The sequence below is a fragment of the Niabella beijingensis genome (assembly GCF_020034665.1).
Taxonomy (GTDB): Bacteria; Bacteroidota; Bacteroidia; order Chitinophagales; family Chitinophagaceae; genus Niabella; species Niabella beijingensis.
In genome coordinates this window covers 2,176,967-2,190,767 of the sequence record NZ_JAIQDI010000001.1, presented here as the reverse complement: position 1 = coordinate 2,190,767, position 13,801 = coordinate 2,176,967, and the positions used below count along the sequence as shown (strand labels likewise).

At 48.2% G+C, this 13,801-nt stretch carries 6 protein-coding genes; 2 read left to right on the top strand and 4 right to left on the bottom strand.

Annotated elements, in window-relative coordinates; genetic code table 11:
• Positions 1 to 13: 13 nt before the first annotated feature.
• Both K7B07_RS09240 and K7B07_RS09235 read left to right on the top strand, forming a co-directional pair.
• The gene (locus K7B07_RS09240; protein ID WP_223709128.1) at positions 14 to 2,023 is read left to right on the top strand and encodes a M60 family metallopeptidase; all 2,010 of its coding nucleotides are present in this window, start codon (positions 14 to 16) and stop codon (positions 2,021 to 2,023) included.
• Positions 2,024 to 2,051: 28 nt separating this feature from the next.
• The gene (locus tag K7B07_RS09235) at positions 2,052 to 3,809 is read left to right on the top strand and encodes a LamG-like jellyroll fold domain-containing protein (RefSeq protein ID WP_223709126.1); all 1,758 of its coding nucleotides are present in this window, start codon (positions 2,052 to 2,054) and stop codon (positions 3,807 to 3,809) included.
• A gap of 641 nt (positions 3,810 to 4,450) precedes the next feature.
• On the opposite strand, the gene K7B07_RS09230 is transcribed toward K7B07_RS09235, so the two are convergent.
• From K7B07_RS09230 to K7B07_RS09215, 4 genes are all read right to left on the bottom strand, one after another.
• Positions 4,451 to 6,028: an N-acyl-D-amino-acid deacylase family protein gene (locus K7B07_RS09230; RefSeq protein ID WP_223709124.1), complete on the bottom strand. Its 1,578-nt coding sequence runs from the start codon at positions 6,026 to 6,028 to the stop codon at positions 4,451 to 4,453.
• Positions 6,029 to 6,101: 73 nt separating this feature from the next.
• On the bottom strand, positions 6,102 to 8,639 hold the full coding sequence (locus K7B07_RS09225) for a phosphocholine-specific phospholipase C (RefSeq protein ID WP_223709122.1): 2,538 nt from the start codon (positions 8,637 to 8,639) through the stop codon (positions 6,102 to 6,104).
• A gap of 183 nt (positions 8,640 to 8,822) precedes the next feature.
• Positions 8,823 to 10,367: a SusD/RagB family nutrient-binding outer membrane lipoprotein gene (locus K7B07_RS09220; RefSeq protein WP_223709121.1), complete on the bottom strand. Its 1,545-nt coding sequence runs from the start codon at positions 10,365 to 10,367 to the stop codon at positions 8,823 to 8,825.
• Between the two features lie 36 nt (positions 10,368 to 10,403).
• On the bottom strand, positions 10,404 to 13,751 hold the full coding sequence (locus K7B07_RS09215; RefSeq protein WP_223709119.1) for a SusC/RagA family TonB-linked outer membrane protein: 3,348 nt from the start codon (positions 13,749 to 13,751) through the stop codon (positions 10,404 to 10,406).
• Between the last annotated feature and the right edge of the window lie 50 nt (positions 13,752 to 13,801).

Here is a 13,801-nt window from a genome sequence, read left to right as displayed (position 1 = left end):
TAAAAGAAATAAAATGAACCGGAGATTAAGATACAACCTGCTGGTGACTGGTTTGATTATGACTGCTTTCTTCAGTTGTAAACGAAACTACGATTTTGGTTACAAGGACGGCTTCCCGGATTCGGGCAAGGACGGTGCTTCGGTAACCGTGGATACCAGTATTAAAAAGATCGATGTCAGCCGTTATGCAAAGGCCAGGGTATTCCCCGGACTGGTGTGTACCGATGAAACAAGGCTGATGAATTATACGGTGAACATGAACCTGAAGTACTTCCCGGCAGATAAGGAACAGCTGCGGATGAGTACGATTCCCGAACCGCAGTTCAGCACGGGGGTATATGCGGCTCCCGGCGAACTGGTGATCATAGATGTACCGGCCGGTGTCGGCTCCCTGTCGTACCAGATCGGTGCCTGGACCTATGATGCCTCTGCCGTGCAGAACTCCCAGCGCGATCCCGTCATCTTTACTACTAACAGCCTCGCGCCGGGACGCAATTACCTGCGCAATCCTTACGGGGGGCCGGTTTATATTATTGCAAATACATCATTTGATGCCCCGGTGCCGATCACGTTCAGCAACGTGGTTAAAATGCCGGATTTTATATTGGGACAAACCAATGAAGCCGAGTGGAAGGCCGCGATCCGGAGCTCCTGTGTTCCCTGGCTGGAACTGCGCAGCAATAACCTCATCTTTACGGTGCCCCGGGAATTTTGCGTAACGCGTAATATCAGCAACCTGGACGCGCTGATGAAGCAATGGGATGATGCGATCAATTTCGATTATTACCAGTGGATTGGTCTTAAAGCCGTTACTTCAGGAGAAGATGCCGTGGACCAGGCTCCGCTGCTTCCCTGGAGGGCAGTGCTTGACATTACCATGCCGCCGGGTGCCGGCGGTGTATCCGGTTATCCCTTCAGGGCACAATACGGCTATGGCTGGTTTGATGAATGGACCGATCCGGAATATATAAATAATGCCGCCAGTTGGGGTACCTTCCACGAACTGGGGCACAACCATCAGCAGGGGCAATACTGGAGCTGGAGCTCCCTGGGGGAGACCACCAACAACCTTTTTATTTTCAAAAATGCCAGCCGTCTGGGCGTTTATCCTGCAAAACACACCTTCCCGGTGGATGACCTGTTGCCCAAGATCAACGATGCGCTGGCCTTCGCTGCCAGCACCAGCACCACCAAGAATTTTGACGGGTCGGATCCGTTGATCAGTGATCCCTTTAAAAGGCTGACCCCGTTTTTGCAGATCTTCGATAAAGTGCCCGCAAATTATGGTTACCCGGGTCAGGAAGATGGATGGGGTTTTATGACCGCTTTGTATAAGAAAGCCCGCCGCGCAGCGCGGATCTCTACCACTGATCAGCAGAAAAGGGATTTTGTGTATGAAACCCTTTGCGAGTACACCCGCCAGGACTGGAAAGAATTCTTTAAAGCCTGGGGGATCACCATCAGCAATATCTCGCTTGCTAAAATGGCGCAATACCCCGTGATGCGACAGAAAATATGGGAATATAATCCCATTAGCCGTACCGGCGGGGATGGATTTTTTTATGCACCGCTGGTAAGGACCGGCTGGACGATCACCGCCAACTCTGAAGAGGCTGTCGGAGAAGGCGGCACCAACGGAAAAGTGGCTACATTATTAGACGGAGACCTGACTACCTTCTGGCATTCCCAATGGTACGATGGTACAGCAGAGCCGCCCTATGTTATCACCGTCGATATGAAATCCGTACAGTCGATCATCGGCATTCAGATAGCACAGCGGCAGAGCGGATCCGGAACCAGCCGCCCGGTCAAGCATATAAGAGTGGAAGTGAGTTCTGATGGTAGCAGCTGGACCGAAACGGGTAGTAGTCCGTTTACCCTGCAGAACATCCAGGGGCTGCAAAACCTGTTCTTCCCCAATTATGTATCAGCCCGGTATTTCCGGATAACGATTCCTTCAATGGCGGATAATTATGGAGGAGATGAATTTTCTGCGCTTAGTGAACTAAACGGGCTAAAGTAAAAGAATTATAAATTATTGAATTGATACAATGAAAAAGAAATTTATAACCGGCGCGCTGATCACTATTTCGATTTTTTCAACGGTATTTTTATCGTGTAAAAAATATGCGGATCCGCCTCCCTATTTCGAGGATGATATTGACTCCACCAGTGTTGCAAGCCGCAGGGTTCTGCTGATCGGCATCGACGGGGCGGTGGCCACAGAATACAAGAAGATGGCACTGCCTGCCCTGAACGGATTGCTGGCACACAGCAAATTTACCTGGGAAGGGATATCTGATGATGTAACTACCGATGCTGCTTCCTGGAAAACATTGATGACCGGTATCTCTTATATCAAACACAAGGTAAAGGACAGTACGTTTATTTATGAAGCGCCTCCGGGTGGTGATCCTCATGGCGGTGCTCCTGCCAACTATCCGTCCTTCTTTTCCTATATCCTTTCGTCTCCAAACGGAAATATGCGAACCTCCTTTATCTCTCCCTGGAATACGATGGTGAACCGCCTGGTACCGGAAGTGCTGGATCAGGTAATTGCCGCAGGCGATCAGGGGGTGAAGGACTCGGCGCTAAGCCGGATAAAGAACGGCAACCCGGAATTTATGGTGCTGAACTTTAATTCGCCTGCCATCGCCGGAAAAGCCGGGGGCTTTTCGGCAGATGATGCAGGCTATAAGAGCGCAGCAACAAAGATTGACGGATATATCAATGAGATCATGACCGCACTGAAAGCCCGCCCTGAATACAATAAGAAAGAAGAGTGGCTGGTGATTGTCAACAGCACGCACGGAGGTACAGGAAACGGCTATGGCGGAAGTTCCCTGGACGAAAGCGGTGCCTTTAGTATCTATTATAATGAAAATTTTAAACCACTGGAGCTTACAAAAGAAGGAGCTTATGTGGGGGCTTTTTTAAGTGGTAATGGTAATACAGCTGTAAAGGCAGTGATGAGCGATCCCGATGCGTATAACCCGGGCACCGGTCCAATGACCATTGAGCTGAAAGTAAGAGGAGAAAGAAAGAGTGGTAACTGGCCCGCATTTATTTCAAAGAAAGGGCCTTTTGAAGGCAGTTCAAGTTTGCTCGGTTCTGCTGATCCAGGATTTGTATGTTATTCTTCCGGCTCCAATGACGCCAATTTTGTGGTGAGGTCTGCAAGTACAGGTAATACAAAGGTCGAGGGCGGCACAACGGCCATCTTAGATGCTGTTAACTGGCATACGCTTTCTATTGTTTTCCGGCAGGACAGCGCGGGCAAACAGTGGTTTAAATTTTATAATGACGGGATCTTCCAGGATGAGCGGGATATGACCAGCTGGGGGACCATCACAAGCACAGCCCCGCTGGTACTGGGGTTTGCAAGAGCCGATGATGCTGCATGGTATACCGGTTTAAATGTGGCCGATGTCCGTATTTTTAATGTAGCGCTTTCCGGGAAAGAAGTAGCGGATAATATTTGCCTGGCTGATATTAAAAAACACCCGAAGTATGCCAATCTCACCGGGTACTGGCCTTGTAGTGATGGTTTCGGAGACCGTTTCCTGAATCACGCTCCGGGCGCAGTGAATAAAGATTTTATATTGAAGAATGCTTTTAGCTGGGCAAATGTTGCGCAACTGCCTTGCAGCTTTCCGCCTTTAAATGATCCCAACAAGCGGTCGATGCAGCTTGCCAATTCCGGCGTTGCAGCTACTGTATTTTACTGGTTAAGACTTCCAACGAAGGATGCCTGGGGATTTGAAGGCTCCAAATGGCTGGAGGATTATGAAATTGAATTTATAAAATAGTCTGGACCCTGCCGGCGGCCGCCAGTATCAATTATATTTTGGTAATGCCGTCCCGATACATCCTGTTGTGTGGACGTGTTTTTTGAAATGGATAGCGATGCACAACGACACCGGGATCGTCTTCCGGCTAAAGTTGAAATAATTTTTAACCAATAAAGAGGCCTGAAAGAGCTTAACAGGAACGGGACTATCTCAACAGTCGTTTGCAACAAAATGTCGGCGATGGCATATGCTCAGGTTAATTTTTACTATTAAAAGCTGAGACACAGCGCTAACCGTTAAAGTGAGTGGCAATAGCAGTCAATTAAGGTGCAGCGCACCGGACATAGCGTGAAGCTGTACAGGCGCCGTGCAGCAGGTTATCGCCGCGCTGCGGCTGGGAGGGGCATCAGGCACACTGGTTATAAAGATGAGTGGCGCGTTGCGCCTGTTTTTATTCGACAAATTGTAAGGGAGGTACCAGATCTGAGGGTGTTTCAGCCGGATAAAGTCTTCTTATCTTGAAGCCTATGCGATGTCGATCGGGTCAGGGTGATCCGCAAAAAAAGCAGCATCACCTCATTGATTTTGAAACACAAATTGTTTACTCAGGATGACAAAGCGCAATAAACCGTCCTTTGGGTCTGCCAATTTTTTGTTGCTTAAAATTCTGGTGCATTCCGCAGCGCCTTTCCTGCCCTTATACCTGTATGCAGCTCCTTGCTTACTGTCACCTGCCCATTCACCAGCACATATTCAAAACCTTTGGAATAAGCATGCGGCTTTTCAAACGTAGCAAGGTCCTGTACCTTTTCCGGATCAAAAATGACAATATCCGCAGCCATTCCTTCTTTAAGCAGACCACGGCCGGAGAGGTTGAATTTTTGTGCCGGCAGTGATGTCATCCGCCGGATGGCCTCTTCAAGTGAAAGCACTTTTTCATTACGCACATATTTGGCCAGCACCCTTGCATTGGTACCATAGCCGCGGGGATGCGGCATGCCCTCGTTCATAATGCGGATGGAAGCATCACTTGCAAACGTGTTGTACGGATATTTCATAATGTATTTTACATCTTCTTCGCTCATGCCGTGAAAAACAGCACTGGCCCCGCCGTTCATCATGATGTCGATAACCGTAAGCGCTTCCTCCCGGGCTTTATGCCGGCGGCCCTTCATCAAATTGATCTCCTCGATACTTTTCCCGTTATAGCTGGTATCCGGTTTATAATAAGCCACTACTGCATAGCTGAAGTGCTTCAGTTTCCGTTGCTTCAGACTTTTCAGCATATCATTGACTACATATTTCACCACGTCCGGTCGTTGCAGCCGCGCACGGATACTGTCCTGGCCGTCGGCCAGCACCTCGCTGGGGAGCAGGGTGCTGATGGAGGTACTGCTGGCGGTATAAGGGTACTGATCGATGGTCACGTCAATGCCTTCTTTGCGTGCCTGCTCTACCAGGGCAACGGTCTCTTTGCTCCGGCCCCAGTTCTGCTGCCCGCTGAGTTTAAAATGGGAGATCTCTACCGGTATATGGGCCTCGCGGCCGATCTGCAATGTTTCCCTGATGGCCTCTGCCACATTGTTCCCTTCACTCCGCATATGCGTGGCATAAACCCCATTGTACTTCGCAGCCACTTTTGCCAGCGCGATGATCTCGTCGGATTTTGAATAGGTACCCGGAATGTAGATAAGGCCGGTAGACAAACCAACCGCACCTTCTTTCATGGCGCGTTCCACCAACGCTTCCATTTGTGCCTGTTCGCCGGGCGCGGGGGGCCGGTTGGCACGTCCCATAACGGCTCTTCGTACATCGTTATGACCGATAAGTGTGGCCACATTAATGGAAAGTTTCAAGGAATCCAGCCAGTGGAAATACCGGCCGATATTGAGGTTGGAGGAGCCGCAGTTGCCCGCTACTACAGTGGTCACACCATCATATATAAAACTGTGCGCCAGCGGATCTTTGTCCTCATCGCCTTCTATATGGGTATGTACGTCGATAAAACCCGGCGCTACAACCAGACCGGAAGCGGATATCTCCGTGGCGCCGGTGTAGGGCAGGTTCTTGCCGATGGCCCGGATCTTTCCTTTATCTACCGCAATGTCTCCGTAAAACCAGTTGTTGCCGGTGCCGTTGATGATCTTTCCGTTCCGGATAAGTACATCACAGGAAGATTGTGCCCGTGCCGGAGCAGTACCGGTCAGCGCCGCAAGCAGTAATATTTTATTCAACATGATGTTAAAATACAAAAAAACACCGGTAATCACGAAGTTACCGGTGTTTTGAATAAGAGTATGCCTGTCTGCTTCAGGAAAGCAAGGGATCGGTGTAGGAGTCGTTGCCGGACTCCACACGGCCGGCAAAACGATGCCCGAAATGGTTACCGGATTTTGGCAGTACCGAAAAGTCGTACCAACCGAAACTTTTTTCCAGCAGCAGCGTGAGGCTCACGGCTGCATGAGGAGCAATGGTCCGGGACAGCTCTTTTTGGCCGTAGCTATTATCCCGGATGCGGACGTATTGCGGACCTGATGTGCTGTTGCGAATCAGCAGCTGTACCTGCCCGTATCGTTTTCCACGGCCAAAAGTATAAGTGCATTCAACCAAAGGACCGGATTCACTGGCTTTCCCGCTCAGTTCCCTGTAAAAGCCATTGGGGCCAAAGAGTTCGAGGTGATAAGTGTCACTTTCAAAACCGGCGAGTGGTATATCATAAACCAGTTGCTCCCCGGCTGCTACGGCAAAAGACCAGTTCCGGTTGATCACCCGTTTATTACCGGAGTCCGTATAAGGCAGGCGGGCATATACAGAGAAGGGGCTGCCCATGGATCGTTCTTTGAAAACCGTTGTGGCGGCTTTCATAACCAGCCGGATGGATTGCTGCTCCCTGTCCAGACTGGCATCTGCATACAATTCATAAGGCAGGGCATTGGAGGGTTTGATGCCTTTTTCCTGTTTAAAATAATTTTTTGTCGTTCCGGGGTTGGTGCGGATCGCCCGGAGTTCCTCCGGCGTCAGCGGCCGGATGCCCTGTGGAAGCGGCCGGTAGCGCGCTTCATCGATCCGTTGGAGGTAAGCGTTCCGCTCCAGGAACTGCGGTTGTTTTACCGGTTCGCCCTTATAAGGACGGAACACGGAAGAAAGATCCCCGCAGATGGCACGGCGCCATTCCGACAAATGGGGCAACTGCAGTTTTTTCCCCGTTTTACGGGATGCAAAGTTTTCAATGAACTGCACCACCGATGTATGATCAAAAACCTGAGAGTTCACATACCCGCCGCGCGACCAGGGACTGGCAACCACAAACGGCACGCGGTAACCCAGACCGATCGGGCCTTCCCGCGCATTGTCTTTTGTGATCCCCTTCAGGCGGATCTCGTCATCCATGGTAACGAATTCCTTGTCGGTGTTTTTGATCCCGGCAGAAACGGCTCCGGTAGCGGGGTTCCGGTAATCCGGTGCCGTGAACGGCGGTACATGATCGAAGTAGCCGTCATTTTCATCATAAGTGAGGATGAAAATGGTCTTTTTCCAAACCTCCTCGTTATGGGTAAGTATATCCAGTACTTCAGAAACATACCAGGCGCCGAACCAGGGCGCTGAAGGATGATCGGAGAAATACTGTGGTGCCACCAGCCAGGAAACTGCGGGCATCTTTCCTTCTTTTACATCTTTCCTGAAATTGGCCAGCACGTCTGATTTGGGCACCCGCATCCGGCGCTTTGTTCCGTGATCATCATACTCGATCTCTTCGGTATCATGATAGGCGGGATCAAACTCGTTGGTGGTAAAGGCATGGTCGTGCAGGGCCTGTTCATCCGCGCTCAGGGTCTCCGCCAGTTCCTTCCGGCAGCGCTCGAGTTCAGCAATATAGCGTTTCTTCCGTTCCCGCAGTCCGTTCAGCGCCCGTTTGGCCTTTTGATCGTCGGGTTGTTCTGTTGTGCGCTGCTCCAGTTCAGCCAGACTTTTTTCATAGGCTTCCAGCCGGTTCACCAGGTACTGTTCATATTTACGGGAGCGGCGTACCCGGAACCGGGTAAACCATTCCAGCGGGTTGTCGGTAAAATTGCTTAACCAGGCATCGGCTTCCTCTTCCAGGCCGGAAGGCAGGCTGAGTTCGTTCTGATAGACCTTCCAGGAGAGTCCGTTCTCCTGCAAGAGTTCCGGCATTGTTTTCCAGTCGCTTTCAGCACTATAATCCGATTCGCTGTTCCTTACCAGTGCGGGGCTTCCGGCTTTTCCATCCTTCCGGAGAGTGCCCGACCAGAAGTACAGGCGGTTGGGGGTGGTGCCGGTGAGGGAAGAGCAGAAATGCTGATCACAAACGGTGAAGGCATCTGCAAAAGCATAGTTGAACGGGATGTCTTCCCGGTTGTAATATCCCAGGGTCATGGGCTTGCCCTCAAACCCGGGGTAGCCGGTTGTTTTAGCGATCAGCCACTGATCGTATTGCCCGTTATTGCGGGCGTCTACCTGGTCTTTCCAGCTATGCGGCAGTCCGCCCATCCAGGTTATTTTTGTTTGCTGCATGTCCAGCCGGAACGGCAGGTAGGTGGCATTGTTCTTATCGGTTTGTGCCCATACGGGGTTGCCGTTTGCCAGCTTCAGCGTACGGGGATCATTAAAGCCGCGCACCCCTTTCAGGGCACCGAAACAATGATCGAAAGAACGGTTCTCCTGCATCAGGAGCACAATGTGTTCGGCATCTTCAAAAGTAGAGCCGCTGGCCGGGTTGATGGCCATCGCCTTTTGGATAGAGGCCGGAAGGGCTGCAAAAACACCGGCGCCACCTGCCAGCAGGCTGGTCTTTTTTAAAAAATCTCTTCTTGAAAAATCAATGGGCATTGCGTATAAAAATTTTTAAGATTCGGTATTGCATTTCGCTAAATGTACTGCTTTTGCATAAGCAGCAAACCCAACAGGAATCTTATTTACTGCAACGATAAAAAATTCCTGCCGGGTTTCAAAATGCTGTTATTTAAACGGTAACTAATAACCGGGTTTAGTTAAGTGATCGCCCGCATCTCCTTATTTTAAGAGCCACATTACCTGGTTCACATCATCATTCCCACCGTATTGCGATTGAATGGCTGCTTTGTAGTTGTCTCCGTTATTATTCAACTCTACCTGGGGATACTTCCATCTTACGGGGAACTGGGTATTGGGAGTATTTAAATTGGTATTGGTATTTAATTTAAACTGGGGATATCCTGTTCTTCTGAACTCATACCAGGCATTGTAGTCTGCACCATGAAGAAATCCAGCAATATATTTCTGGGTAATGATCTGTCTGAGCTGGTTATCCTGATTACCGGTAAGAGCTACTGTTGCCGGATAACTATTAATATAGATCGCATCCATTTCCATTCCGTGATTATAGGTTGCCGGGGTAAAGTTCACCAGGAAGTTCATAGAACTTTGTATACCGGCAGTGTAATAATTCTGGGCAGGAGTTCCAGAGATCCAACCTCTTACTGTGGCTTCGGCCAGTATAAACTGAAGATCCCAATAGTTGAGAAGGCTTACAGGCTCTGCGTTGTATAAGTCAACGTATCGTTTGTTCACGTCTGAGAAGGTGCCTGCAGAGTGCGCTGAAGTAGTGCTGGAGTAAGGGTCAGAAGGCTCCACACCGATATAGGCATTAAAGTTATTGGCGGTTAACCCTGCTTTTATCGCAGAGGCCGCCGGTTCTGCATAATAAAACAATCTCCTGTCGTTATGGGTTTTTAAGAGGTCGATCAATGTTGTAGAGATCATAGGATAAATAGTGAACTGATTTTTTTGAACGGGAGTACTGCTCCAGGGATAACAATAATTTGCGGAATTGATATACGTAACTGCAAAATTGTCTTTATAATCCCGCATCAGCGGACGATTGGTAACAATGTCCTTAAACCGGTCCACCACATTTAAATCTGCGTCAGCTGTTTTTTTATGCAGGTTTATTAAAACATAAAGCGCAAAGGTATTGGTTAGTCTGCGCCATTGATCCACACTGCCTTTGTAAATAAAATCTCCGCTGAAATCTTTTCCTGTACTAAAAAGCAGATTGGCAGAGTCCAGTTCATTTAAAATACCTTTAAATACATCCTTCTGATTATCGTATTTAGGTTTAAGATTTTTTTCTGATTTTCCCTGTACCGCTTCCGAGTAGGGTATGTCACCTACCTGCATGGTTAACTGATAAAACTGCCAGGCTCTTATAAAATGCGCCAGCCCCCTGTATGACGGATAGGTTTCTGGATCTGATGCGGCATATTGCAGCATGGGGTCAATATTTCTCAAAACATTGTAACGCTCCCAGGCCCCCGTTTGTCCGATGGAGTTGTATTGATAGCTTTCCTGGAGTTCCGTCCACAAAATGTACTTTGCAAGCATAAGCGGCTGCATAAATCCTTTTTGACTGCTGATATCGCCGTAAGTGGAAGAGGAAATGATAGCAGTGGCCAGCCAGTCGGCCCTGGCTGTTGTAGACTTATCCGGATTGGTATTGATGGAATCAAATTTTTTTGTACAACTTAGCACAACCAGGGCTGTAAGTGCGATTGTATACTTATATATTCTAAAATTCATATTATTAGTTTAAAATATGTTATAAAAGGGCTTTAATTACAGGCCTAGTTTTATGTTAATACCTACCATACGTTGCGAAGGCGCATTCAGGTTTTCTGTGTCAACATCCGGGTCTGAGAATTTAAACTTGGTCAGCAATAACAGGTTTTGCCCTGTTACAGAAACAGCGGCCGATTTTATACCTCCTGCATGTTTCAAAACAGATGCAGGGAGGTTATAACCAATAGACAGCTGCCTCAGTTTTACAAATGATTCGCTCATCACACCATGAATAGTGGATGTTAATGACCTGGCATAAGCCTGGTAACCTATCGCTACATCGTTGGGAGCATACTGCCTGGTATCGCTGAGCACGTTACCGTATTTATCATAGCTTACAGTCCCCGAAACGATTTTAACGCCGGGAGCGACAAAGCTGTTATCACCATTTACTACCTGATTGTACCGATATTCATTGTCAGTTTCAGGATTGGTACCGGTGTCAAACATCTTATCCCAGATATAATCGTACATCAGTCCGCCGATCCTTCCATCTATATTAAGACCAAAAATGAAGTTGCCAAGAGTGAAATTATTGATAAACCCAAAGGAAAAATCCGGATCTCCGTATCCGATCTGACTGCCGAAGGGGTTTCGTTGCGGTTTACCACCTACGTTTACAATATTTCCAGCGGGGTCTCTTGTCCAGTCATTGGCAATATAAGCATCAAGCCGTTTTCCCACTTTTGTCCAGAGATTATCATCAGAATAAACCGGATCCAGTTGAACATAGTATTTGTGGTTGTATGAATAGTTGATCAGAGAATTCCAGGTGAATTTCCTATTCCTGATCACAGTTCCATCCAGGGTAATTTCCAATCCTCTGCGTGCATAGGTTTCCAACGTATTTAAAAGTATGGAAGAAAATCCGGATGAGTTTGAGATGGGAACGGACACCTGCTGATTATAGTAGTATTTATCGAAATAAGCTACATCCAGATGCAACCGGTTTTTGAAGAAATAAGCAGCAGTACCAATTTCCCAGGTACGGGCGGTAGAAGGCTTCAGGTTATCATCCAGCAGGTTGTTTGGATAGCTGGAGGTAACCAACCCAAATGATGTTCCGGGTGTATAAGTAAGATTGTTACTATAGATGCCGGCAGGTTTTTTATCAATCGTCCATGAGCCTCTTACTTTCCACATGCTGACCCATTGCGGCAGACGCAGATATTCGGAAAGGATAATGCTGCTTGCAAGTGATGGATAAAAATAGGAACGTTCTGATTCCTGTTGGGTAGAGCTCCAGTCATTACGGCCGGTAACATCCAGAAAGACGCCGTTGCCATATGAAAAAGTGGCCTTTCCATACAGACTGTTCACCTGGGATTGCCAGGTTGAGAAGTTATTGGTAATGGAATTAACGCCGGGAGCAGTGGAAGGTGTGGCATTGGCCAGGGAGTACCAGCCCGGTACGTTCAGTCCATTGGCTGTTTTTGCACCCTGTTCCCTGTCGATGAAATAATAAATACTTCCCCCGCCCAGGACATCAATACCGAACTTCCCGATTTTAGTATTATAGGTTAAGATCAGATCGTTATTTGTGCTGAAACCCCAGGTTTGATCCTGTCCGAATAGACCGGCTCCGTTCCAGTCCCAGCTGAAATTTCCACTCGGACTTCCGTCAACATCGGGTTTGAATTTACCGATTGAACTTCCTCTGGTAGAATTGATGCCTGCAGGGTTGCGAACGGTTAATTCATTTTTATAATAGTCGTAGCCGGAGCGGAGCATCAGCTTAAGATTCTTTGTGAATCTGTAGTTTGCTGTAAGACTGGCGTTTAATTTATTATTATCTATGCCCTGTAGTTTTTCATTAGCGATCAGATACGGATTGTCATACCAGGCATTGTAGAGCCAGTTCTGTTTCTGATCCGGGTTTACCCAGTAATCCTTGTATTGCCGGATATCGTAATCCGGTCCGGTCCACATCAGCAGCTGATACAGGTATCCCTGAGGGCCATATCCCTGTCCCCATACCTGAGGTGCGGTTTGACGTGTATAGCCCATATGACTTTCCATGTCAAACTTGTCGCCTATTTTCAATTGACCTGTCATCGTGTAATTGATAACCTTCAATGTGGCATTTGGCCATTGCCCTTTATTATAGATATAGTTAAGGCCTGCACGGAAAAATCCGTTATCGCCGCTTTGTGTAACGCTGATGTTATTATTGCTGATAATACCTGTCTGCATAAAATTTTGCAGGTTACGTTTACCGCTTGATACTAAGGGCATCACCTCCATCTGTTTGGAGACAGGGTTCCATTGTAATGTGTCCTTTCCTATATCCAGTTTAGGCCCCCACACATAGTCATCATCAAGTCTTCCGTTAAGACCATGTCCATAGGATGTCTGGATCTCCGGAATGGCAATAAATCCCGCAGCCATCATATTGTTACTGTTAATATCGACAGACAAGCCTTTCCCCTTTCCTTTTTTAGTGGTGATCATTACTGCACCGTTGGCGCCTCTGTTTCCATACAGGGCCGCTGCGGTAGGCCCTTTCAGCATATCGATGCTTTCAATATCATCCGTGGGTATATCGCGAAGGGTCATGTTACCATAGGGCACCCCATCGATCACCAACAAGGGAGTCTCCCCGCGCATTTCAAGTGCAGGACGGGCGTTGAACTCAGTCGAGTTTTTAATGGTAAGACCCGAAACCATGCCTGTAAGGGAGGTACCCACATCCACACCTTTTACTGTCTGCAAAGCTGTACCCCCCACCTTCTGCGTAGCATAACCCAGTGCTTTTTCCTGGCGTTTGATACCCAGGGCGGTTACCACAACCTCTTCCATCGCCCGGTTGGCCTCTTCAAAAACCACATTGATGGTTTGCTGTCCGTTTACTTTTATTACCTGGGAAGTATAGCCGACATAACTGAAAGTGAGTTCATCAAATTCATCCACTTCAATACTGTATTCCCCCTTATCATTGGTAATGGTGGCCTTGCCTTTATTGGAGGAGACGGTAGCTCCGGAAACCGGCGCACCGGACGGGTTGGTGACCACACCCTTTACCAGGATGTTTTTTTTGATGTTTGCCTTTTCGCGGATCACGATCAGGTTTTCGCTCAGCCGCTGGTACTCCAGCCCGGTTCCGGTAAGGATCCGGGGCAGCAGCGAAAGCACGGGTGTATTCTGTACCTTTATATTTACCAGGCCGATGTCATCAACTAGTTTATTGCTGAATACAAACCGGTAATCGGTCTTCTTCTGGATGGTTTTTAAGATCGTGGAAAGTCGGGCATTCTCCAGTTGTAACGAGACCGCCTCCTGACCAAATCCGGTATGAGCCGCAACCTGTGATGCCGTGGCAAACAGCAGGGCTAGACATAATTTCATAAACAACAGTTTTTTGAGCAGCCGCCGGGGCCGCTCACTCAAGTAAGCAC